General features: G+C 70.4%; 23 protein-coding genes and 1 tRNA gene. 9 read left to right on the top strand and 15 right to left on the bottom strand.

The features are described from left to right. Positions 1 to 71: 71 nt before the first annotated feature. Positions 72 to 1,163, top strand: coding sequence for a CAF17-like 4Fe-4S cluster assembly/insertion protein YgfZ (ygfZ, locus tag FQ377_RS00855; RefSeq protein WP_148599359.1), 1,092 nt, complete (start codon positions 72 to 74; stop codon positions 1,161 to 1,163). Then, positions 1,160 to 1,573, top strand: coding sequence for an ankyrin repeat domain-containing protein (locus FQ377_RS00850; RefSeq protein WP_148599358.1), 414 nt, complete (start codon positions 1,160 to 1,162; stop codon positions 1,571 to 1,573). The genes ygfZ and FQ377_RS00850 overlap by 4 nt, the downstream gene beginning before the upstream one ends. 236 nt (positions 1,574 to 1,809) lie before the next feature. Here the strand turns inward: FQ377_RS00850 and FQ377_RS00845 are convergent, their stop codons facing one another. Together FQ377_RS00845 and FQ377_RS00840 are read right to left on the bottom strand one after the other, a co-directional pair. Continuing rightward, complete coding sequence (locus FQ377_RS00845; protein WP_262364196.1) at positions 1,810 to 2,544, bottom strand: GNAT family N-acetyltransferase; 735 nt, start codon at positions 2,542 to 2,544, stop codon at positions 1,810 to 1,812. Next, complete coding sequence (locus FQ377_RS00840) at positions 2,541 to 3,566, bottom strand: 6-phosphofructokinase (protein WP_148599357.1); 1,026 nt, start codon at positions 3,564 to 3,566, stop codon at positions 2,541 to 2,543. Before FQ377_RS00840 ends, FQ377_RS00845 begins: the two co-directional genes overlap by 4 nt. A gap of 247 nt (positions 3,567 to 3,813) precedes the next feature. Here FQ377_RS00840 and FQ377_RS00835 point away from each other — a divergent pair, with 247 nt between their 5' ends. Both FQ377_RS00835 and FQ377_RS00830 read left to right on the top strand, forming a co-directional pair. Then, positions 3,814 to 4,680 (top strand): UbiA family prenyltransferase, encoded by an 867-nt coding sequence (locus FQ377_RS00835; protein WP_262364195.1) that lies wholly within the window; start codon positions 3,814 to 3,816, stop codon positions 4,678 to 4,680. Continuing rightward, on the top strand, positions 4,677 to 6,107 hold the full coding sequence (locus FQ377_RS00830; RefSeq protein WP_148599356.1) for a phytoene desaturase family protein: 1,431 nt from the start codon (positions 4,677 to 4,679) through the stop codon (positions 6,105 to 6,107). Before FQ377_RS00835 ends, FQ377_RS00830 begins: the two co-directional genes overlap by 4 nt. Before the next feature lie 10 nt (positions 6,108 to 6,117). Here FQ377_RS00830 and FQ377_RS00825 read toward each other — a convergent pair whose 3' ends face one another. The 4 genes from FQ377_RS00825 to FQ377_RS00810 all read right to left on the bottom strand — a co-directional run bounded on the left by FQ377_RS00825 (position 6,118) and on the right by FQ377_RS00810 (position 8,961). Next, entirely contained in the window at positions 6,118 to 6,924 is an 807-nt protein-coding gene (locus FQ377_RS00825; RefSeq protein ID WP_187393205.1) for a carotenoid biosynthesis protein, read from the bottom strand. A gap of 74 nt (positions 6,925 to 6,998) precedes the next feature. Further along, complete coding sequence (locus FQ377_RS00820) at positions 6,999 to 7,238, bottom strand: PspC domain-containing protein (protein ID WP_148599354.1); 240 nt, start codon at positions 7,236 to 7,238, stop codon at positions 6,999 to 7,001. Positions 7,239 to 7,291: 53 nt separating this feature from the next. After that, positions 7,292 to 7,582 carry a hypothetical protein gene (locus FQ377_RS00815; RefSeq protein ID WP_148599353.1) on the bottom strand — a complete coding sequence of 97 codons (291 nt, stop codon included), beginning with the start codon at positions 7,580 to 7,582 and terminating at the stop codon, positions 7,292 to 7,294. After that, positions 7,579 to 8,961: a PspC domain-containing protein gene (locus FQ377_RS00810; RefSeq protein ID WP_148599352.1), complete on the bottom strand. Its 1,383-nt coding sequence runs from the start codon at positions 8,959 to 8,961 to the stop codon at positions 7,579 to 7,581. Before FQ377_RS00810 ends, FQ377_RS00815 begins: the two co-directional genes overlap by 4 nt. Before the next feature lie 124 nt (positions 8,962 to 9,085). Here FQ377_RS00810 and FQ377_RS00805 point away from each other — a divergent pair, with 124 nt between their 5' ends. Together FQ377_RS00805 and FQ377_RS00800 are read left to right on the top strand one after the other, a co-directional pair. Then, positions 9,086 to 10,534, top strand: a complete 1,449-nt coding sequence (locus FQ377_RS00805) for an ATP-binding protein (RefSeq protein WP_148599351.1) — start codon at positions 9,086 to 9,088, stop codon at positions 10,532 to 10,534. Beyond that, positions 10,531 to 11,205 (top strand): LuxR C-terminal-related transcriptional regulator, encoded by a 675-nt coding sequence (locus tag FQ377_RS00800; RefSeq protein ID WP_148599350.1) that lies wholly within the window; start codon positions 10,531 to 10,533, stop codon positions 11,203 to 11,205. Before FQ377_RS00805 ends, FQ377_RS00800 begins: the two co-directional genes overlap by 4 nt. A 40-nt stretch (positions 11,206 to 11,245) precedes the next feature. On the opposite strand, the gene FQ377_RS00795 is transcribed toward FQ377_RS00800, so the two are convergent. From FQ377_RS00795 to FQ377_RS00755, 9 genes are all read right to left on the bottom strand, one after another. Further along, on the bottom strand, positions 11,246 to 12,670 hold the full coding sequence (locus tag FQ377_RS00795; RefSeq protein WP_262364194.1) for an NADH-quinone oxidoreductase subunit N: 1,425 nt from the start codon (positions 12,668 to 12,670) through the stop codon (positions 11,246 to 11,248). A gap of 15 nt (positions 12,671 to 12,685) precedes the next feature. After that, entirely contained in the window at positions 12,686 to 14,182 is a 1,497-nt protein-coding gene (locus FQ377_RS00790) for a complex I subunit 4 family protein (RefSeq protein WP_262364193.1), read from the bottom strand. Next, positions 14,179 to 16,110: a proton-conducting transporter transmembrane domain-containing protein gene (locus tag FQ377_RS00785; RefSeq protein WP_148599348.1), complete on the bottom strand. Its 1,932-nt coding sequence runs from the start codon at positions 16,108 to 16,110 to the stop codon at positions 14,179 to 14,181. Before FQ377_RS00785 ends, FQ377_RS00790 begins: the two co-directional genes overlap by 4 nt. Then, entirely contained in the window at positions 16,107 to 16,409 is a 303-nt protein-coding gene (locus tag FQ377_RS00780; RefSeq protein ID WP_148599347.1) for an NADH-quinone oxidoreductase subunit NuoK, read from the bottom strand. Before FQ377_RS00780 ends, FQ377_RS00785 begins: the two co-directional genes overlap by 4 nt. After that, the gene (locus FQ377_RS00775) at positions 16,406 to 16,975 is read right to left on the bottom strand and encodes an NADH-quinone oxidoreductase subunit J (protein WP_148599346.1); all 570 of its coding nucleotides are present in this window, start codon (positions 16,973 to 16,975) and stop codon (positions 16,406 to 16,408) included. The genes FQ377_RS00780 and FQ377_RS00775 overlap by 4 nt, the downstream gene beginning before the upstream one ends. Next, on the bottom strand, positions 16,972 to 17,904 hold the full coding sequence (locus FQ377_RS00770; protein ID WP_148599345.1) for a complex I subunit 1 family protein: 933 nt from the start codon (positions 17,902 to 17,904) through the stop codon (positions 16,972 to 16,974). The genes FQ377_RS00775 and FQ377_RS00770 overlap by 4 nt, the downstream gene beginning before the upstream one ends. Beyond that, positions 17,897 to 19,018, bottom strand: a complete 1,122-nt coding sequence (locus tag FQ377_RS00765; RefSeq protein WP_148599344.1) for a hypothetical protein — start codon at positions 19,016 to 19,018, stop codon at positions 17,897 to 17,899. The genes FQ377_RS00770 and FQ377_RS00765 overlap by 8 nt, the downstream gene beginning before the upstream one ends. After that, entirely contained in the window at positions 19,009 to 19,359 is a 351-nt protein-coding gene (locus FQ377_RS00760) for an NADH-quinone oxidoreductase subunit A (protein WP_262364192.1), read from the bottom strand. Before FQ377_RS00760 ends, FQ377_RS00765 begins: the two co-directional genes overlap by 10 nt. A gap of 226 nt (positions 19,360 to 19,585) precedes the next feature. Then, positions 19,586 to 20,821 (bottom strand): pyridoxal phosphate-dependent aminotransferase, encoded by a 1,236-nt coding sequence (locus FQ377_RS00755; protein WP_148599343.1) that lies wholly within the window; start codon positions 20,819 to 20,821, stop codon positions 19,586 to 19,588. Between the two features lie 242 nt (positions 20,822 to 21,063). Between FQ377_RS00755 and FQ377_RS00750 the strand changes: the two genes are divergently transcribed. The 3 genes from FQ377_RS00750 (at position 21,064) to nusG (ending at position 22,563) form a co-directional block, all read left to right on the top strand. Then, positions 21,064 to 21,136: transfer RNA gene (locus FQ377_RS00750), tRNA-Trp, on the top strand. 133 nt (positions 21,137 to 21,269) lie between these two features. After that, positions 21,270 to 21,539, top strand: a complete 270-nt coding sequence (gene secE / locus FQ377_RS00745) for a preprotein translocase subunit SecE (RefSeq protein ID WP_148599342.1) — start codon at positions 21,270 to 21,272, stop codon at positions 21,537 to 21,539. Positions 21,540 to 21,630: 91 nt separating this feature from the next. Then, positions 21,631 to 22,563 (top strand): transcription termination/antitermination protein NusG, encoded by a 933-nt coding sequence (nusG, locus tag FQ377_RS00740; protein WP_262364191.1) that lies wholly within the window; start codon positions 21,631 to 21,633, stop codon positions 22,561 to 22,563. Positions 22,564 to 22,636: the final 73 nt, after the last annotated feature.

Raw genomic sequence — 22,636 nt, 5'->3', positions numbered from 1 at the left:
GGTCGGAGGACCTGCGGGGCTCCCGGGTCTGGGCCGGAGGAATAGTCCCTCCCGGAAGGCGTTATACGGATATGACCTCACAGAGCCCTTTCCTGGAACGCCCCGGCGCCGTGGCCGGCGGTGGGGCAGATTCCGGCGTGGCGTCCCACTACGGCGACCCCTTCCGCGAGCAGCGGCTCCTGGCCGACGGACAGGCGGTGGTGGACCTCTCCCAGCGCGGCGTGGTCACCATCTCCGGCCCTGATCGGCTCAGCTGGCTCAACACGCTCTCCTCCCAGCTGCTCCTCGGCCTGCAACCGGGCCAGAGTTCTGAGACGCTGCTGCTCACCGTGCAGGGTCGGATCGAGCATTCGGCCCACGTGGTGGACGACGGCGCCACCACCTGGCTCATCACCGAGGGCAGCGAGGCCGCCCCCATGGCTGCCTGGCTGGACAGGATGAGGTTCACGCTGCGCGTCGAGGTGGCGGACGTGTCGCAGGACTGGTCCGTGCTCGGCTCCACGCGCGCCCTGCCTGTCCTGGGCGGGGACGCCGTCGTCTGGGAGGACCCGTGGCCGTCCGTCGGAGTGGGCGGGTACGCCTATTCGGGTTTTGCCGATGACGAGCACCCCGGCGCGGAGCGGCCCTGGTTCGAGTACCTCGTACCGCGGGACGGCGTCGAGGACGCCGTGACCTCGACGGGGCTGACCCTCGCCGGTTCCCTCGCGGCCGAAGCGCTCCGGGTTGCCGCCTGGCGACCCCGTCCGGGTTTCGAGACGGACGAGAAGACCATTCCGCACGAACTCGACCTGATGCGCACCGCGGTCCACCTCTCGAAGGGCTGCTACAAGGGGCAGGAGACCATCGCGCGGGTCCACAACCTCGGGCACCCACCGCGCCGTCTGACCTTCCTCCACCTCGACGGCAGCCAGCACACCCTGCCCGCCGGGGGGAGCGCCGTCGTCGTCGAGGGACGCACCGTCGGCAGGGTCACTTCGGTGGCTCACCACTACGAGATGGGCCCCATCGCCCTCGCCGTCCTCAAGCGGTCCGTCGATCCGGCGGCCGGGCTGCTCGTGCAGGACGGCGAGGAGACCTACGCCGCCGCACAGGAGGTCATCGTGACCCCGGATGCCGGGCAGGTCGTGGGCCGGGCCACCGGCTTCCTGCGGACACCGCGATGAGCGCCGGGAACGACGGCCCGACCGACAACGACGACGCTGCCGCGGCGATCGCCCTGGCCCATGCTCTGTTCGACGCCGCCCGGAACGGTGATGGTGCCATGCTGATGCGTTACCTCGATGCCGGGGTGCCGATCACGCTGACCACGGCGGCCGGGGACAGCCTGCTCATGCTCGCGGCCTACAACGGCCACCCGTCGATCGTCGAGGACCTCCTCGGCCGAGGCTCCGCCGTCGACCAGGCGAACGACCGCGGTCAGACACCCCTCGCCGGCGCGGTGTTCAAGGGCTACACGGACGTTGTGCAGATGCTGACGTCAGCCGGAGCGGACCCCGACGCGGGGACGCCCTCCGCCCGTGCCACGGCGGAGATGTTCGCCCGGGCCGGGATGGTGGAGCTCTTCGACCGGTAGCGCGTGCACGTCCGCCGCGCGGGGTTTGTGCCGCCGTCGTCGTGGCGCCCGTTCCGCCGCGGGTGCAGCCTCGATCGCGTGCGGGCCCGGGGGCTTCGCCCGGTCGCCCCAGTCGATGGACGGCATGTCGCACCCCGACACACGCTTTCCGGGTCCGAAGACCCAGGATTCGCACCGTGTCCCGCGGAGCACGGCGCCGAGGCCCCCGGACTGATGATGCGCACGCCGGAACGAACTCAGTCCCGGGGCAGGGCCACCGACGTCTGGGTCCCCGCGTACGCGAAGCCCGCCCTGCGCGCCGTCCGCTGGGATGCCGTGTTGTCGGTGCGGGCGCGCCACTGGGGTACGAGCCCGGCTGCCATCGCCTCCTCGACCGCGACGGCGGTGATGCGCTGCGCGTAACCCCTGCCCCGCTCGTCCGGCGGAGTGAGCACTGCCATGTGTGCCAGGATCCCCTCCCGGAGGTCGTACCCCGCGCCGGCCAGCGGCGTCGGTGAGGCGTCGTCCTCCGTGGTGTCCTCGCCCAGGAGGACGACGGCGTTCCCCATCCGCGCCAGGCCAGCCTCGGCGACGTCGTCAGGCGGGCACCGCTGCTCGAGCGCTCGGATGAGGGCGGCCTCGGAGGACACGACGGCCGGAGATCCCTCGAGCTGCGGCAGTGTGTCGCAGAAATAGAGCTGGGCCTCCCCGAGTCCCCGGCCTCCGTGGTCGCGGCTGAGGGCGAGCAGTGTGGAATGCTTCCTCAGTTCGGCCCCCGGAATGTCCCGGGCGGCGTCCACGGCCCAGCCGGGTCCGGCGAGGATCTCCCGGCCGAAGAGGGTCACGAAGGTCAGTACCGAGGCGTCGTCGTCGATATGACGGAGCCTGTCCGTGCCGCCGTCGCCCAGCGCGCCGTCGTCGAGACCCAGCAGTCGGGCCCAGGCGAAGCGGACGATGGAGACCGTGCCGGTCTCGAGTTCCAGCTCGCTCATCCGAACAGGATCGCGGCTTCGTCGTAGCGGTGCTGGGGGACCCGCTTGAGATTGCCCAGCGCTGCCTCGAAACCCACGTGGACGATCTCGGTGCCCTCCAGGGCCACCATGGTGCCCCAGAGTCCGTCCACGACGGAATCGACCGCCGCCATGCCGAGGCGCGTTGCCAGCACGCGGTCGAACGACGACGGCACGCCTCCGCGCTGGATGTGACCCAGGATCGTGGCGCGGGTCTCGATGCCGGTGCGGGCCTCGATCTCGGGGGCGAGCTGCTCCGCGATCCCGCCCAGCCGTGGGCGGCCGAAGGTGTCGAGGCCGCGCTCGGAGTGCGCCTGCTCCAGGTGCGAGGGCACGAATCCCTCGGCGACGACGACGAGGGGAGCACGCCCGCGTGAGTTCGCCATGGACACCCACTCGGTGATCTGCTCGATGCTGGTCCGCTGCTCGGGCATCAGGATGGCGTGGGCGCCGGAGGCCATCCCCGCGTGCAGGGCGATCCAGCCGACGTGGCGGCCCATGACCTCGGCGATCATGCAGCGGCTGTGGGATTCACCCGTGGTGCGCAGTCTGTCGATCGCCTCGGTGGCTATCTGCACGGCCGTGTCGAACCCGAAGGTGTAGTCCGTCGCGTCGAGGTCGTTGTCGACGGTCTTGGGTACGCCCACGATCTTCAGGCCGAGATCCGTGAGGCGCTTCGCCGCAGCCAGGGTCCCCTCGCCGCCGATGGCGATGATCGCATCGATACCCAGGCGCTCCAGATTCGCGGCGATGGCCTCTGCACCGCCGTTGCCCTCGAAGGGATTGGTCCTCGACGTGCCGAGGATGGTGCCTCCCTGCTTGGAGATGCCGCGCACCGCGTGACGGGGCAGCTCGATGACGTCGCCCTCGACCACGCCCCGCCAGCCGTCGCGGAAGCCCACGAACTCCTGGTCGTGCACCTTGATGCCCTTGAGCACCGCGCCGCGGATGACGGCGTTCAGTCCGGGGCAGTCGCCCCCGCTGGTGAGGATTCCGATCTTCATGTGTCCTGGTTCCTTACGACGAGGTTGGGTCCATCGCGAGCACGCCGTCGGGCCCACCCACGAGTCTAGACTCAGGGGCCGCCCGGGTCCCTGAGGGGCATGGCCGCCGGGCCCGGACGGGCCCACGGGCGGCGCGGTGCGGGGTGCTCCGGCGTCGGCGGGAGCACGTAGGCTGGAGCCATCCTGCGCGCGGGGGACCGAGGTCCCCAGGCGTGCGTGCCCAGCCCGTCCGAGGAGGACATCGACCGTGCCCCAGGCAGGTTTCGCACCGGTAGCGCTGCGCATGGTCCACATCTCCAGACCGGTGCTGTGGATCAATACCCTGGGGACCGGTGTGATCGGGCTCTGGCTCACCGGGAGCCTGTGGCGGGCCGATGCCCTGGTGCTCCTGGTCTGGCTGACGCTGCCGTTCAACCTGCTCATCTACGGCGTGAACGACATCTTCGACCAGGACACTGACGCCCTCAACCCCCGCAAGGGCTCCCTCGAGGGCGCCCTGATCAGGGCCACCGAGGTCCGCGCCATCTGGAGCTCCGTGCTCGTGGCCAATGTGCCGTTCCTGATCTGGTTCGCCGTGACGCTGCCCCCGGCGGCCCTGGCGTGGATCGCGGCCTACGCCCTCGTCTTCGTCTTCTACTCCGCTCCGCCCCTGCGCTTCAAGGCCCGCCCCTATCTCGATTCGATCAGCAACGCGGCCTATGCCTTCCCGCTCGTCATCGTGCCCTACGCGCTCGGGGAAGCGCCGGTGTGGGCGGCGGCCCTCGGTCTCATGGCGTGGAGCGCCGCGAAGCACACATTCGACGCCGTCCAGGACATCGACGAGGACAGGTCGGTGGGGATCACGACGACGGCGGTCCGGTTGGGCGCCCGCGGCGTCGTCGCCTGGAGCGGCGCGTGGTGGATCGTGTCCACCGTCTGCTTCGCGCTCGTGAACATCCCGGTCGCCGTGGTCAACGCGGTGATCGCCGGAGGCCTCCTGCTCGCCCTGTCCCGGGATCCCCGGCCAGAGACCGGACACCGCCTGTACCGGTACTCCATCGCGTTCCCGTACGTGGCCGGGACGGTCGCCGGCGTCCAGCTCGTCGTCGCCCTCACCCTGGATCTGCTGCCATGAGCCGCGTCGTCGTGGTGGGCGGTGGTATCGGCGGTCTCACGGCCGCCGCCCTGCTGGGACGTGCCGGGCACCGCGTGACCCTGCTGGAGGCAGCGGATCGCGTGGGCGGCAAGAGTCGCCGCATCGACCTGGCGGGGCAGCGGGCCGACACCGGTCCGTCCCTGTTCACGTTCCCGGGCGTCTGGGAAGAGCTCCTGCGCCGGCTCGATGCCGCAGGGTCCCACGGCGCGCAGAGCGCTGCCGAGGTCGCGGATCTGCGGCTTGAACGGCTCGAGGAGGTCGGTACCTACTTCTACCGTGGCGAGAAGTGCTCTCTGCCCGTCCCCGAGGGCCACCCCTGGCACGGGGCCTGGACCCGTTTCGCCGCCGAGCACGGCATCCTCGGGCCGGACGTGTCCCGGTTGCTGACCACCGGCCCCCTGGAGGCGGGCTCGTACCCGGCGCTCGCGCGGCTGGCGGGCCTGTACGGTCCGAGGCTGACCACGCGCAGCTACCTGGACAGCCTCACCTGGCTGCCCGACGGGTTGCGGGAGGTCATCGCGATCCACACCCTGAATGCGGGGGTCAGTCCCACCCGGACGCCTGCGCTCTATGCCAGCATGCCCGCGATCATGGCGCACGACGGGGTCTGGATCCCGGAGGGCGGCATCTTCGAACTGGTGCTGGCCCTCGAACGGATCGCGCGCGACGCAGGCGTGGAGATCCGGACGTCGGAACCGGTGCAGCGTATCCGGCGGCACCGGGTGGTGACGCGGGAGGGAACCTATCCGGCGGACGCCGTCGTCAGTGGCCTCGACGCGCACCGCCTGGCAGGACTGCTGGGTGGCCGCGCGCCCAGGACGCCGCGGAAGCTCACCTGCTCCGCCGTTGGGATCTATGCGGTGCTGTCCCGGCCCCTGCCGGCGGGCACGGCGCGTCACGGCGTGATCATGCCCGACGACCCTGCGGAGCTCTACGCGGCACTCGAGGCCGGCAGTGAGCCCGAGCAGACCATGGCCTTCGCCAACTACTACCCGGCGCACGAGGTGTATCCGAACGCGTCGGCCACCCTGGCGCTGCTCCTCACCGCTCCGGCCAACGGCCGGACGTACTCCCTCGAGGACCCGTTCGTGCGGCGCGAACTCGAGCGGACCACACGCGTGCTCGGGCTGGAGGAGCCCCTCGAGGACCATTTCGCGTCCCACGAGATCCTCGACCCCGGGTATTTCGGCGAGCGCGGCTCCGCCGGGGGTGCCCTGTACGGTGCGGTACATCCGGTCTGGATGAGTGGCCCGTTCCACGTGCCGCCCTATGCGGACCCGTTGCGCCCCTGGCTCTGGCGCGTCGGCTCTTCGGTGCATCCGGGCGGGGGGCTGCCCGCGGTGCTCGGCGGTGCCATGATGTCCACGCAGAAGCTCCTGGCCCGGCTCGGTCCCGCAGCGCGCTGAGCCGAATGGCTCAGGGGTGGCGGACGGTGTCCTCCGCCTCGACCGCACCGGTGGGTGCGGTCCGGGATCGGGTCAGCTGAAGCCGGCGGCGAGCGATCAGGACGATCAGCGCCACAGCGAGCACCGCGGGGACCACGAGCCCGGAGAAGATGCAGACGCTCAGCCACAGGACCATGGAGACGAGCAGGCTGTCGAGCAGTCCCGGGCGAAGGGGTACCTCGGTGAGGTGCCGCCCTCCGATCCACGTCACGAGGGCGGAGGCGACCAGCCCGGAGATCAGCCAGCCGCCGTAGTTGGAGAGCGGAACCCCGTAGTACGGCCCGCCTCCCGGCCAGATCCAGAACCCGAGGGCCGCCGCTCCCGGGTCGAGGACGCCGTCGATCACCACCAGCAGCAGCCCGCCGAGCACGATCCTGCGCAGCATCGTGCCGGTGCCCGACACGACGGCGACGGCCCCGATGACGAGCGGCACGTAGGACAGCGGTAGCAGATAGGGAACGAGTCCGAAGATGGTGGGACCGAGCGGATCGCCGTAGTAGAACTCGCCGTACGGCATGTGGGTCGCGACGCCGAACCCCTCGATGAGATACCCGAAGACGGACACGGCGGCCAGTGCTGCAACACCGCGGGCCGCTCCGAACTGCCGGACGATCGCGATGAAGGCGGGCAGTGCGATGAGCAGATTGAAGCCGTAGGACGCGTAGCTCGCCCCCTCGACATCGGGGAATCTGACCAGGAAGAAGCCGGAGACGAACAGGAACACGCAGGACGCGATGAGCAGGCGGGGGAAACGGCGGGTGGCTGGGGTCTTCGGCACGGCACCCATCCTCTCAGGTGCCCGGAGGCGAAGGCGCATCCAGCGCTGGATGCGCCCGTGCCGGGACCGGGGGGCTAGCGGTTCAGCAGCGTCTCGAGGGCGATGGTCCCGTCGTCCTTCGGGAGCAGGAGCCACAGCACCCCGTAGAGCGGCAGGCTGATGAAGGGGAGCAGGAAGCTGAGCAGCATCCCGATCCGTACATAGGAGACGCGCCAGCCGAACTGCTGGGCGATACCGGAGGCTATGCCGCCGAGGAGTCCTCCGGGAGCCCGTTTGAGGGGGGAGGAGCGGAGGACGCGGTAGAAGGTCTGCATGGTCTGCCTTTCGATGACGGGGAGGGGTGGTCGGGACGCGACGGGATCGGGAGTCAGCCCTCCCAGTATCCCGCGATGTCGTCGGTCCCGGTGTCCGAGCGGTCCCAGTCCGCGCGGTCCCGGTCCGCGCCGGCGGGGTGCCGCGCGCGGAGCGAGAGGATGCCGCCGATCACGAGGGACAGTCCCACGCCCACGAGCAGTCCGAGCGTGAGGATCACCGGATCGATGGCGATGGCGAAGAACTGCCCGGCGAGGATCAGCGCGGGGATGATCAGGAGCACCACACCCCACACGATGGTCGTCACGCGTGGGCGGGGTTCCGGCGGGGTGAGGGAGGTGCTCATGGGGTTTCTCCTGTAGGGGTCGGGTCGACAAGCGCAGGGCCACCGGGATCCACGGCGTCCGGCACCCTGACGATCGTCACGTCGCTCAGCGCGCCGCCCAGGTCGAGGACGATCGCGGGTCCGGAGGTATCGGGTGTCACCTCGTCCCGGCCCAGATCGAGGGCTCCGACGTCGCCGTCGACGAGGCGTGCGGTGGTGTCGGGGCCGCGGACGCTCACACTGCTCAGCGGCATCTCTCCCCGGATCTCCACCGCCACGTCCTCGGGCACCCGTACCGTGACCTCGCTGGCGAGGGAGTTCACCGGCACGACGAGGTCCCGTTCGGGAGTGGGGAGGCCGGTGAGATCGATGGTGCTCGCTGCCGCAAGATTGCTGTACCCCTGCGCTGCCGCCTCGGACGACCCCGGCCGGGCGATGGTCTGCTGGGCCAGGGCGAGTGTCCCACTGACCACCACGAGGGAGGCGACGAGTGCGCCGATCGTCGCCACGGCTGCGGTGGCACCGACGAGGCCGGAGGTCCGGCCCCGCACCCCGAGGGCGATCACAGCGAGCGCCAGGATGATCGCGGCGGTGGCGAGCGCCACGACCGGAGCATCGGCGAACCTGAGCACACCGGTGTAGTCCAGGGCGAGTACGAGGGCGGAGACGGTGATCGCTCCACCGACGAGCAGCGCGGTGACGGAGCCGGGTGGACGGACGGGCCGCCGCCGCGGCAACGGAGCCAGCCGCTGTCGCTGTGGTTCGATCGGGGTGTCACCGGAGGAGGCGAACGACGATCCGGCCCACGCGCCCTGCCCGGGCTGGTAGGGCAGCGGATAGGTCGGGGGAACATCCTCCCGCGGCGCCGTCGGCTGGTATCCCGGTGCCGCGTCCTCCACGTCAGGTCCTCCCGGCCGGGGCCCGGACCTGCCCGAGCGATTGATGATCCAGTACACGAAGAGCACGACGGCGCCGACCCAGAACAGTGCCCACAGCAGCCCGCTCCCGCCGTCCCCGAGGATGGGCGCATCGGGCCGCAGCAGTCCCAGGCCCACCAGGACGGTGGCTCCCGTCAGGCCGGTGGTCCAGGAACCACGCCCCGCCTGCTCCACGTGGATCCGCCCGTCCGGTTCGGGCAGCAGTGCCCACGCGATGCCGTACAGGAGCACGCCGACGCCGCCGAAGATCACGAGGACCACGATCAGACCCCGGACCAGGGCCAGATCGAGGCCGGTGCGGCGGGCTACGCCACCGGCGACACCGGCCACCCACCGATCCTGCGTCCGAATGATGTGCAGGCCCCGGATCCAGCGGAAGAAGGCGGACGAGGCGGGAAGGTGTTCCTGATCGGCGTGGTCCGGTTCTCGATGCTCGGCGGGCCCGCCCGGTGATGGGTTCATGCCTACATCCTTCCGCCGGGAGGGTGGGGGTGCTATCGGGGACTGCCCTGAGGGGACCCTGAGCTGCCCCTGATTCTGCTCCGGGTGCGGTGCCGCCTACCCGCCCGCGTGGTCTCATGGAGTGATGAGACCACCCCTGGTGCGCGGGCGCGACGGCATGATCGCCGGAGTGTGCGCCGGACTCGCCGTCCACCTGGGGATCGGCGCCGGCTGGATCCGCCTCGGCATGATCCTGCTCACCCTCGCGTCCGGAGCAGGCGTGGTCCTCTACGGATGGTTGTGGATCTTCGTCCCCACGACCGCCGACCGGGCGGACCTCGACCGCCGCAGCGGGCCCGCCTCGTTCATGCGCGACGCCGGCACCGCCGCAGTCGCTCCTCCGCCGGGACGGCAGGCCGCGGGACGTGACACCGGCGCGACGGCGACCGCTCCGGGACGGGACACCGGCACCGCCGCGACCGCCCCGGCGACCGCTCCGGGACGGGACACCGGCGCGACAGCCCCGGGACCGCCTGCCCCGGGACCGCCTCCGTCGGGGGAGCCGGAATCCTGGGGTGAACGGGCGCGCCGCGCGGGTCGGCGGGAGGTCCTGTTCGGCGCGGGACTGCTCATCATGGCCGCGGTGCTCCTGGCGCAGGTGCTCGGTGTCCAGGTCGACTGGGCGTTCCTCGTCCCGGTCTCCGTGGTCGTCACGGGCGCGGCGCTCGCCTGGTCCCAGCTCGACGACGCCCGGCGGGCCCGGCTGGTCAGCCAGGCCCGCGCAGGGAGGCCCGGCTGGGGCGTGCGCCTCGCGGCGGGCATCGTCCTCGTCGTCGCCGGTGTCCTCGTGGCGCTGTCCAGCAGCACGTCGCTGTCCCTGACGATGACCACCCTGATCGCGGTCGTCGCCGTCCTCGCCGGCGTCGGGCTGGTCCTTGCCCCCTGGGGCCTGAAGTTCTGGCGCGACCTGGAGACTGAACGAGCGTCGCGCGTACGGGAGGCGGAGCGCGCCGAGATAGCCGCCCACCTGCACGACTCGGTGCTGCAGACGCTCGCCCTGATCCAGAACAGGGCGGATTCCGAGACCGACGTGCTGCGCCTGGCCCGGGCCCAGGAGCGGGAACTCCGTCGGTGGCTGTTCGCCGATCCTTCCCGGGACCCGGGCAGCCTGTCCGAGCGCCTCCGCGCGACGGCCGGCGAGATCGAGGATCTCTACGGGCACCCCATCTCGGTGGTCGCCGTGGGCGATGCCGCCCTCGGACCCGCCGAGGACGCCCTTTCCCAGGCGGCGAGGGAAGCCGTGCTGAACGCCGCGAAGCACGCGGACGTGGCCGTCTCGGTGTACCTGGAGGCCGGTCCGGACAGTATCGACGTGTTCGTCAGGGACCGTGGTCGCGGCTTCGACCCCGACCAGGTGCCGGCCGACCGCGCGGGGATCCGCGAATCCATCCACAGCAGGATGCTGCGCTACGGTGGCTCGTCGGAGCTGAGGACCGGTCCCGGCGGCACCGAGGTACACCTCCGGCTCCCGCGGACAGGCGCCGGCCAGAGCGGAGCTTCCCGGTCGGCGGGGAGCGGGAAGGACGCCGGATGACCCACGAACCGACGGACCCGGCAGGCGACGCTCGCGCCTCCGTGGTGATCGTCGACGACCACGGCATCTTCCGTTCCGGCCTGCGCGCCACCCTGGGTGCGACGATCGACGTGCTCGGAGAGGCGTCGACGGTGGAGGAGGCCGAGTCGGTCATCCGGGCCACCGGGCCCGACGTCGTGCTCCTCGACGTCCATCTGCCGGGCGGACGCGGAGGAGGCGGGGCGGAAGTCATTCTCCGCTGCGTCGCGTTCGGCGCGAGGTCCCGCTTCCTGGCCCTGAGTGTCTCGGATGCCGCGGAGGACGTCGTCGCCGTGATCCGGGCCGGCGCTCGCGGCTACGTCACGAAGACCATCTCCGGGCCCGACATCACGGCGGCCGTCCACCGCGTCGCCTCGGGCGATGCCGTCTTCTCACCCCGACTCGCCGGGTTCGTCCTCGATGCGTTCGGCACCGCGGCGGTCGCCGTCGACGACGAACTCGACCGCCTCTCCGCACGCGAACTCGAGGTCATGCGCCTGATCGCCCGCGGCTACACCTACAGGGAGACGGCGAAGGAACTCTTCATCTCGATCAAGACGGTCGAGACCCATGTGTCGGCCGTGCTCCGCAAGCTCCAGCTCTCCTCGCGCCACGAGCTGACCCGCTGGGCCTCGGAGCGACGGCTCCTCTGAGCTGTCGGACCCCCGTGGGCGGGGGGCGGCTCCCGCGCGGCTAGACGCCGGCCAGGGCCCCCTCGAGTGCCGGCCAGGCAGCGCCGGCCCCCACACCGCCCATCAGGACCACGATGCCTGCGATCACGGCCACGGTGGCGGGCCACCGCCGAAGGGTCGGACCGGGCGCAACCGCATCCGGTCCGCGCTCCGCCGGCCGGAAGACGGGGGCGAGCCAGCGCAGGTAGTAGAACAGGCTCGCTGCCGTATTGAGGGCCGCGACCACGACCAGCCAGGCGACACCGCCGTCCCAGCCCGCGGTGAAGGTGGTGAGTTTCCCGACGAAGACGACGGTGGGCGGCGTGCCCACGAGGCTGAGGAGGCAGACCACCAGCACTCCGGCCAGCCACGGTCTCCTCCTCCCCAGACCCCTGTACCGGCCGAGCTCGTGCTCCCCGGTGGCCGCGACCACGGCGAAGGCACCGAGATTCGACACGGCATAGGCGCCCAGGTAGAAGAGCAGGGACGGCAGCGCCAGCGCACTGGTCCCGACGACGGCCACGGGGAGCAGCAGATAGCCCGCCTGGCTGACCGTGGACCAGCCCAGCAGGCGGCGGACGTCCGTCTGGGAGAAGGCTGCGAAGTTGCCGATGGTCATACTGGCAGCGGCCAGGACGGCGATCAGCAGGGCCGCATCGACCGTGACCGGGATCGTGGTGAGGAGCCTGTAGGCCGCGACGAGTGCCCCGATCTTCGGCACGGTGGTCAGGAACGCAGCCACGGCGACACCCGCGCCCTGGGCGGCGTCGGGGACCCAGAAGTGGCCCGGCACCGCCCCGGCCTTGAAGGCGATCCCGGCCAGCACGCCGACGAGACCTGCGGCGACGGCGCCCGCCGGTGCGTCGACCAGCCCGGCACGCAACTGGTCGTAGGCGCTCGCCCCGGCGAGGGAGTAGAGGATGGTGGCGCCCAGGAGCAGGGCGATCCCGAGGAAGGCACCCAGCAGATAGGTCTTCAGGGCTGCTTCGGCGGCCCCGGGTGAGCGGCCCATGCCGATCAGGGCGTAGAGGGGAATGCTGGCGAGCAGATAGGCCACCGCGAGAATCAGCAGGTCGTTGGTCCCGGCCATCACCATGGCGCCCAGGGCGGAGAGGAGCATCAGCGCGTATGTCTCGCTCTCCCTCGGGGTACCGCCGAGTTCGTCAGCTCCCAGACAGACGACCAGGAGCGTCGCCGAGCAGATGACCAGGCGTGCGACGGTGGTGGGGGTGTCGATCGCGAAGCTGCCCTCGAACACCGTCCGCACCGTCCCGGACAGCCCGGCCGCGGCGCTGACGGCACCCCCGGCCAGCGCGGTGATCGCGATCAGGCGGGTGAGCCCCTGCCGGGTCCGGGGCAGGAAGGAGCCGGCGAGCAGGGCCGTGATCGCCCCTGCGAGGACGATCATCTCCGGGAGGAGGGCCGCGAAGTCCGCGTCCATGCTCATGCCGGCATCCATGGGTCAGCGTCCCACGAGCTCGACGACGGCAGCCGCAGCCGGCTCGACGAGGTCCAGCAGCGGGCGCGGGAAGATTCCGATGAGCAGCGAGAGGAGCAGGAGGGGGCCGATGGACAGCAGCTCCGGTGACCGCAGATCCGTGACGTCGGCTGCCTTGCCGCGGACCGGTCCGGTCAGGAGACGCTGGGTGGCGAGGAGGAACAGGGCGGCAGTGACCAGGATGCCGGGTAGCGCGAGTGCGGTCCACGGAACCGTGCCGATCACACCGGCGAAGATCTGGAACTCCGCGATGAACCCGCTGAAACCAGGCAGGCCCAGGGAAGCGAACGCGACGACGGCGAACAGGACCGCGAATCTCGGTGCCACCGCGGCGATCCCGCCGAAGGACCCCATGTCGTAGGTTCCAGCCCTGGCCCGCAGCACTCCGGCCAGCAGGAACAGGGCCGCCGTGATGAGTCCGTGGCTCACCATCTGGGTGAGTGCCCCGGTGACCGCCACCTCCCGCGCCTGCGCATCGGTCCCTCCGGCCACCCCGGCGGCTCCGACGGCGAGGACCACGTATCCCATGTGGTTGACCGAGGTGTAGGCGATCATCCGCTTGAGATCGGTCTGGGCCAGCGCCACCAGGGCCCCGTACAGCACGGAGACGATCCCGACGACGATGATGACCCAGGCCCAGTCCCGCCACGCCTCGGGGAGCATGGGCATCGCGATCCTGACGAAGCCGTACGTGCCGAGCTTCAGCAGGATCCCGGCGAGGACCGCCGATCCGATCGCCGGTGCATCCGTATGGGCGGGCGGGAGCCAGGTGTGGAAGGGGAAGGTGGGGGTCTTGATGGCCAGCCCGAGCAGGATCGCCCCGAGGACGAGGCCGCCTGCCACGGGACTTCCGTCCAGGGGTGCCGCTGCCGCGAGCTCGACCATGTCGAAGGTCCGCGGTTCCGAGGCGAGGTAGAGCCCGATGAAACCCAGGAGGAGGGCGAGGGACCCCAGGAAGGTGTACAGGAAGAACTTCAGGGCTGAGGCCGCGGCGTTGCCGTGCCCCCAGCCCGCGATCACGAAGTACATCCCCACGATCGACAGATCGAAGAAGAGGAAGAACAGGATGAGGTCCTGTGCGGCGAACACTCCCAGACAGGAGGTCTGCAGGAACAGGAACAGCGCAGCCTGCGGACGCGGTCTGTCCTGCTCCCGGACCGCGTAGACGGCGCAGCCGAGGAACACCACGGCGGTCAGGGCCAGCAACGGCAGAGACAATCCGTCCACACCCACGTGATAGCTGCTGCCCACCGTCGGGATCCAGGCGACCTGCTCCTCGAACGCCACACCGCCGTCGCCCGGAGCCTCGAACGCCGCCCACAGCGCAGCGACGAGGACCGCTTCCACTGCGGTGACGGCCACCCACGCCCACCGTGCCGCAGCGTCCGGGAGCTGCGGGAGGACCGCCAGGACGATGGCGGCGGCAAGGGGCAGGAAAACGACGAGACTGAGCACGGTCACCTCACGAGGAGCAGGAGGACGAGCGCCGCCACGAGGAACGCGGTGGCCTGGGCATAGTAGTGGTGGACCTGTCCGGTCTGGGGCCGGCGGACGAGACCGCCGAAGCGGCGGGCGCCCCGGCCCGTTGCCCGCACCACGGCGTCGACGCCGTCGGCATCGATCCGTGCTGTTGCCGCGGCGGTCCGGAGCCCACCGCGCGAGGCCGCCGTCACGGCGCGATCGAGCCCGGAATCATCGAGGCGGGCGGCACCGCGTCCCGCTCGTGCGGCGAGGAATGCGCCGGCCAGCACGCCGCGATCCACCACGTGGTCGTCGAAACGGGCCAGAGCCACCGAGAGCGCGAAGACGGGACGGACGACGAGCACGTGCACCGCGTGCTCGAGGCCGAACCACCGGAGGGCCCACCTCGGCTCCACCACGCCGAGCCGCGCCACGACGACGAGCACGCTCAGCGCCAGCACGGCGGAGAGGATCAACTCTCCCCGGGAGGCCGCGGGGGAGCCCCCGTCCCCGAGGAAGGCACGGACGGAGTCGGCCAGCGGGGGGAGTGCCAGGACACCGAGACCCACGGCACCGGCGGCCAGGACGAGCAGGGGGAGCTGCTGCCAGGGCCCGATCCGGCGGGTGCCCTGTTCCTCGGTGTCCCAGGTGCCGGAGGTGCCCGGGCCGGGACGACGCCACACCAGGACCAGGGCTTTGCCCGCGTAGGCTGCCGAGAGCGCCGACGCGACGAGCCCGACGCCGTACAGTGCCGGCGATGCTTCCAGTGCGGCCGCGAGTACCCCGTCCTTGGTCGCCCACAGCGCGAGCGGAGCCACCCCGGCCAGACCCAGTGCACCGAGGGTGAAGGCGCCGCCCACCAGGGGCCAGTGGCGCCCCGCCCCGCGCAGGCCCCGCAGTTTCTTCGTCCCGAGCGCGGAGAGCCAGGCGCCCGCGACCAGGAACAGGAGGGCCTTCGTCGCCGCATGGGCGATCAGGTGCGCCGTCCCGCCGGCCACCGCGCCGAGCCCCGCGCCGAGCACCACGAAACCGAGCTGCGCCGCCGTCGACGCGGCCAGCAACTGCTTGAGGTCCTTCTGGGCCACGGCGACGACCCCGAGGACCAGCGCCGTCGAGACGCCCACCCACGACGTGACCGGGCCGGCCCATGCGGTTGCCTGGATCAGGGGTGCCACGCGCAGCAGCAGGTAACCGCCCATGGCCACCATCGCCGCCGAATGCAGAAGGGCGCTGACCGGACTCGGGCCTGCCATGGCCCGCGAGAGCCAGAAGCTGAACGGAAGTTGGGCTGCCTTTCCCAGGGCCGCCACGAGGATCCCGGCGGTGATGACGGTCCTCCAGCCCTCGGGGGCGGCGGGCAGTTCCCGGAAGGCGGCACCCGTGCCTGCGGCCAGCGCGGCTCCTGCCGCCACGTAGAGCCCGAGATCAGCGGCCCGGGTGGTCAGGAAAGCCGTCAGCCCCGCCGACACCCGGTGCTGGTCCTGCCACCGGAAACCGACGAGGGCGTAGGACATGGCACCCATCACCTCCCAGGCGAACAGGAGGGCCGGGAGTGTGGTCGCGGTCACCGTCACCACCACCGCGGCGACGAAGAGGAGCATCAGTCCGTGGAAACGCGCTGGCGGCGAGACCTCCGCCGCTGCGCCCGACGCCGAGGCGAAGAGCAGGACCAGCAGGGCCACGAGGGCCACCGAGGGGAGGACCAGCGCCGAAAGGGCGTCGACGGCCAGGCCGAACCCGGCCCCGCCGATGAAGGGGAGCTCCAGTGCCGGACGGCGCACTCCCGCCACCACGGACAGCACGAGGACGAGCGAGACCACCGACACCGACACCGGAGCGGCCGACGTCGCCAGGCGGCGCCCGCCCAGGCAGAGCGCCGCCCCGGCCAGCGCCGGCAGGCCGACGAGGGACCACAGCAGCACGCTCATCCGCTCAGATCCGTGGCCATGTCCGTCATGTCGGACTTCCTGGACCGGTTGAGCAGCGTCGCGACGGCAAAACCCATGGCCATCTCCACGGTCATGGCCGCGATGACCACCAGCAGGAGGACCTGTCCATCGGGAGCCGGCGCGAGGAACCACCACAGACCCGCCGCGGCGAGGATCACGCCGTTGAGCATCAGCTCCAGCCCCATCATCACCATGACGACCACCTGCTGGGACAGCGCCCCGTACACGCCCACGGAGAACAGGGCGGCAGCGATCACCAGGACGGTGTCGAGCGTCATGCCTGATCACCCTGCTCCCCGGGACCCCTCGGCGTCGCCGCGCGCAGGTCGTCGCCGAATCTGTCGTAGCGTCCGCGCGGAGTGGCCAGGACCAGAGCGGCTACGAGGGTGGCGAACAGGAGCGGGCTGACCGTGAGCATGACCAGCATCTTCGAGCCCATGACGGCCTCCCCCAGGGACCGGGTCAGGTCGCCGGCCGGTTCACCGCGGCGTGCCGGCCAGTCGACGAGCAGTGCACCTCCCGCGAGGACGACGAACACCCCGAGGGCCAGGACCAGCGAGCCCACTTTGTTGTGCACCATGCTCATCGGCATCAGCGCCGGGTTCATGCCCATGAACATGATCATGAAGATGGCCATCACGGCCATTTCCATGACCATCATCAGGATGGTGATCACCCCGATGTACTCGAGGTTCAGCAGCAACAGTATGGCGCCGACGGCCACGAAGGAGACCGCCAGGGCATACGTGGCCCGGGCCATGGAATCCACCCGGAACACGGCGATGCCCGCGGCCACGGAGATCACGGCGAGGACCCAGAAGACGGCATCGAGCACGGGACTCATTGCACCACCACGAAACTGACGAGAAGGAGTTGGAGCAGGACTGCGGGTAGGACGACGATCCAGGCCACTTCCGCCAGGCGATCGGGCCGGACGACGGGCAGGAGCCGCCGGACGCCGACGAGGGCCGCCAGCACGGCGAGGGTCTTCACGAGCGTCCACACCCACGAGGGGGCGAATGGACCCGATCCGCCGCCGAGGAACAGCGCGACGGCGAATCCCGCCCCGGCGCTCAGCAGCGCGTACCGGCCCGCCAGCAGCAGGAGGCGGTCGACGCCCGACAGCTCGGCGAGTACCCCGCCCGCGATGTCCTTGCCCGCGGCGGCACCGAAGGGCCCCCAGACGGAGAAGGCCACCACTCCTGCACAGAAGACGAGGAAGGCCACGGGCATCCAGACCACGAACCAGAGCTCATCCTGGGCCGCGACCACATCCCCCACCCGCAGGCTGCCCGCGGCGATGGCCGGGCCGGTCAGGGCGAACATCAGCGGCAACTCGTAGGAGAGAGCCTGTGCGAGGAAGCGATAACCGCCGATCAGTGCGTGGGCGCTGTTCGCTCCCCATCCCACGAGCCACACGAGGGCCCACACCATCACGTCCATGGCGTTGAACCACACCACGCCCACGGAGAGATCGGCGACGGTCCACGCGCCGAGGGGGACCACCGCGACCTTCAGCAGCGCCACCACGAGCAGGCCCACCACGCCGATCCGCCACAGCAGGGAATCGGCGGCCACGATCGTCCGGCGTCGCTGCCTGAGCAGTCGTGCACCCTCCCACACCGGTGCAGCGGCTCCCGAAAGGGTGCGTCTGCCCTGAAGCCGCGCACCCACGGCGCCGTCGAAGGCTGCGGCCAGGACAGCGACGATCCCGAGGAGCACGGTGGCGGTGACGGTGCCCAGCGGACCAACCTGGATGATGCCCTCAGCCATGATCGGAGCCTTCCGGCGCGACAACAGCCGTGTCCAGTCCGAGGGACGCGATCACGAGCCGTGCTCCCGCGACGTCGAGACCGGTGATCAACCCGGGTATCTGCTCCAGGCGTTCAGCTTCGGCAGCGGGGGAGCGGAGGGGAGCCGCGGTGTCTGCAGCGATCTCGCCGAGCAGGGCGGTCCTGACCCCGTCCAGCAGGGCCATCAGTCCTTCGAGAACACCCGGCAGATCCTGGACCGACCAGCGCAGCACACGGGACCGACGGAGCCGCTCACCGAGGCGCTCCACCTCAGCCGTCACCGTCTCGATCGGCGCATCGTCCAGCACCGAATCCCGAAGGCGGATCGCCCGCATCGACAGGCGTTCGAAGTCCAGCAGCGCCAGCAGGCCGGCCACCTGATCACAGTACTGAGCGCTCCTCAAACGCACCGTGCCACGCATCAGCCCCGCACCGTCACGAGCTCGATCCGGGCCCCATCCGGCGGCCGGGAGCACCTCCACGGCGGCACCGGTGACGACGTCGCCCTGCAGCGAGCAGCGCACCACGAGTCCCGCGGGCCAGTGCGGAAGGACCGGGCCCAGCGAGACATGCAGCACATCCAGGTCGAGGCCGTCCCTGTCGGTTCCCCCCTCGGCCAGACCGATCCCGCCGGGCATCGGCATGTCCATGCCGTCGTGGTCCATGCCCTCATGCCCCATGTCGCCGTGGTCCATGTCCCCGTGCCCTGCGTCGCCGTGGTCAGGATCATGCGGAACGTCACCGGCCACTGCGGTCCGTGCTTCGGCGTCAACGCGCTGAACCGTGCCGTCGAGCAGCGCTCGCCGGGACTCGTCGAGCACACCGGACACCTGATCCGGATCCGTCGCTCCGATGCGCACCCTCGGTCCGGGAAGCTGGTCCCAGACCCGGTCGACGATCTCGCTGAACTCCCGGCCGGCCACCCCGCAGGTGAGCATGATGTCGGCCTCCGCCGGCGAGTTCGCCTGCACCCAGCCCCGATGACGCAGTTCCCGCTCGGCAGTCATCCGGGTCGGGCCCCACCCCGGGACCTCGACGACGAGGACATGGGGGCGTCGGGCAGCCAGCCGGGCGACGGCGGACGTCAGGTCCACCGGAGTGCCCCTTCGCGCCAGGCCCAGACGACCCCGGCCATCAGCACGCCCAGGAAGACGAACATCTCCACCACGGCGCCGATCCCGGCGTCGGCAACGATGACCGCCCACGGATACATGAAGAGCATCTCCACATCGAAGGCCAGGAAAAGCATGGCCAGGGGATAGTACCGCGCGTGATAGCGGGACAGTGCGTGCTCGGACGGTTCCCAGCCGGACTGGAACGGCAGACTCGTCAGCGGGTCCCGCGCCACGGCGACGAGCCGTGCCACGCCGTACAAACACCCCGCGACGACGAGTGCGACGAGGAGCATGGCGAGGATGTTGAGATATCCGGACACGACGGCCTCCTGATGGTCAACAAGCTGCAAGGACTGCTGTGGTGATCGTTCTCATCCCGCACGGGTCCACAACCTGCCGTACGACCTGGTCATGCCGCGACGCGGTAGATCTGCAAGGAAGGGCTACAGATCGAAGAGCCTATACCCTATGGGGGTATGCGTCGAGGGGCTCTCCTCGGGGATTCGACGATGCCGGACCGTGGTCACCGGCAGTGCGGGAGCTGTCTCAGCGGGTGGAGCCGAGGAACTCCTGCAGCCGGGCCACACCCGTGGCGAGGTCCTCGTCGCCGAGCGCGTACGACAGCCGGAGATAGCCGCTGGGCCCGAAGGCCTCACCTGGCACGACGGCAACCTCGGCCTTCTCCAGGATCAGCGCGGCCAGCTCGGCCGAGGACCCGGGACGGACGCCGTCGAAGCTGCGGCCGAGGAGTCCCCGGACGTCGGCATAGGCGTAGAAGGCGCCGTGCGGGGTGGGACACTCGACGCCGTCGATCGCGTTCAGCCCGGCGACCATGGCGCGGCGGCGGCGGTCGAAGGCCACTTTCATCTCATCGACCGCAGTGAGCGGTCCTGACACCGCCGCGAGGGCCGCCATCTGCGGCACGTTGGAGACGTTCGAGGTGGCATGGGACTGCAGATTGGTGGCCGCCCTGACGAGGTCCTCGGGGCCGATCATCCACCCGACACGCCAGCCGGTCATGGCGTACGTCTTCGCGACGCCGTTGAGGATCACCACCTTGTCCCCCAGGGACGGCGCTGCCGTCGCGATGGAGGTGAAGGGGACGTCGTCGTACGTCAGGTGCTCGTAGATCTCGTCGGTGACCACCCAGAGACCGCGTGCGGCCGCCCACTCGCCGATCTCGCGGACGGCGTCAGCGGTATAGACCGCTCCCGTCGGGTTCGAGGGCGAGACGAAGAGGAGCACCTTCGTGCGCGGGGTCAGTGCCTCCTCGAGCTGGTCGACCGTGACGAGATAGCCCTGCTCGGGGCCCGCGAACACCTCCACGGGCACGCCGCCCGCGAGGCGGATGGCCTCGGGATAGGTGGTCCAGAACGGTGTGGGCACGAGCACCTCATCCCCCGGGTCGAGGAGGGTGGCGAAGGACTCGTACACGGCCTGCTTGCCGCCGTTGGTCACGAGGACCTGGGCCGGCTCGACCGCGTATCCCGAGTCGCGCAGTGTCTTCTCCGCGATGGCCTGTTTGAGCTCCGGGAGGCCACCTGCGGGGGAGTAGCGGTGGAACCGCGGTTGCCGGGCAGCGTCGATGGCCGCCTCGACGATGTAGTCCGGCGTCGCGAAGTCGGGCTCCCCGGCGCCGAAGCCGATGACCGGGCGACCGGCGGCCTTCAGCGCCTTCGCCTTCGCATCGACGGCCAGGGTCGCGGACTCGGCGATGGAACCGATCCGCTCCGAGATCCGGGGGAGCGCTGCGCGGAGGGAGTCGTCGGTCGTCGCGTTCATCGGGTCCCGTTCAGTGAGGTTCCATGGATGCGTCCAGCTTATGCGGTGGATGCTGTGGGGACCCCACCTCCGCAGGAAGCGATCGGCCGGTGCTCCGGGGCCGGTTCGGGCACCCAGTGCCCGTACCCATCGATGGGTTCGACGTTCCGCGGCGCAGTGCGTAGACTTGACCCTTGGTGTTGGACGCCATGATGGATCGTGCCCGGACAGGGCCGTCCTGAGCGGGCGCAGTCCAGGATCGAAGGGTAGTGGCGCAATTGGTAGCGCAGCGGTCTCCAAAACCGCAGGTTGCAGGTTCGAGTCCTGTCTGCCCTGCGCGTGGACCCCACGGAAGAGTTGTGGGGACGCGGCAGAAACAGATCACGAAGATCCGGCGCGTCCGCGGTCGGCGGTAGACATGATCAGCTGGGGCGCCGCGCGGTGGTCCTGCTGGCACCCACACAGATTGATGAGGTTGACGGTGACCGACACGGCTGCGAGCAGCTCCAGGGGCGGGTCTCGGGACAGGAAGGCTCCCCGGCGCGGCTTCTTCGGACGCATCATCCTGTTCGTCCGCCAGGTCTTCGCGGAACTCGGGAAGGTCGTCACGCCGACGCGTCGCGAGCTGGTCCGGTTCACCATCACGGTCCTCATCTTCCTGGTCATCATGATGCTTCTGGTCACCGGCCTGGACCTCTTGTTCGGCGCCGGCGCGGTGTGGGTGTTCGGCGACAGCTGATCACGGGTCCGGCCGTCCGCCAGGGCAGCCGTCAGGAGCCCAGTACAGGCAAGCAAGTCAACTTCCGAAGAATGTCAGAAAGCAGGGCTAGGTGTCCGAGCAAGAACTCGAACAGCAGATCACTTCCGAGGACGGTCTGGAGAACGAGGAGCACGCAGGGGAAGGGACCGTCGTGTCCTCCGATCCAGACGTGCCTGCTGACGACTCCACGGCAGATTCCGTCGACGGTGCAGGCGACGACGACGGCGATCCTGCGACAGCGGCCGAGCCGGAGGCCGACGATGCGGACGTGCCGCCGGCGGGCGATGTTGACTCTGTCGACGGCTCGGACGAGGCCGACGGAACGCGTGTGGACGCCACCGACGGCTCGGACGAGGCCGACAGCTCGGACGCCGACGCAGCCATAGACGACGAGCCTGCCGCAGATCCGGTCGCGGATTTCCGGGCCAAGCTCCGCCGCCAGGAGGGCGACTGGTTCGTCATCCACTCCTACGCCGGCTACGAGAATCGTGTGAAGGCGAATCTGGAGACCCGTATCCAGACGCTCGACATGGAGGATTTCATCTTCGAGATCCAGGTGCCGATGGAAGAAGTGGTGGAGATCAAGAACACCACCCGGAAGATCGTCAACCGCGTGCGCATCCCCGGCTACGTCCTGGTCCGCATGGAGCTCACGGACGAGTCCTGGGGGGCCGTCCGGCACACCCCCGGCGTCACCGGCTTCGTCGGCAACGCACACAACCCGGTCCCGCTGAGCCTGGCCGAGGTGTTCTCGATGCTCGAGCACACCATCGTGCACATGGATGCCGAGTCGGGCAAGCCCGTCCAGCCCCAGTTCACGCCGGCAACGGTGAACTTCGAGATCGGGGAATCCGTGACCGTCAACGAGGGGCCGTTCGAGACCCTTCCGGCGTCCATCTCCGAGATCAAGCACGAGTCCCAGCAGCTCGTGGTGCTCGTATCGATCTTCGAGCGCGAGACCCCGGTCACGCTGTCCTACAGCCAGGTCACCAAGATCCAGTAAAGCTTCGACGCAGCCGGCCTCCTCGGCCGGCAGCGTCGCAAGGGCCGTCACGCCATGACGGCCACCACCGTCG

Origin of the sequence: Arthrobacter echini, from assembly GCF_008107445.1 — a bacterium.
In the GTDB taxonomy this organism is placed as follows: Bacteria; Actinomycetota; Actinomycetes; order Actinomycetales; family Micrococcaceae; genus Arthrobacter_D; species Arthrobacter_D echini_A.
The sequence above is the reverse complement of the archived record's forward strand: the minus strand, read 5'-3'. Positions and strand labels throughout refer to the sequence as shown.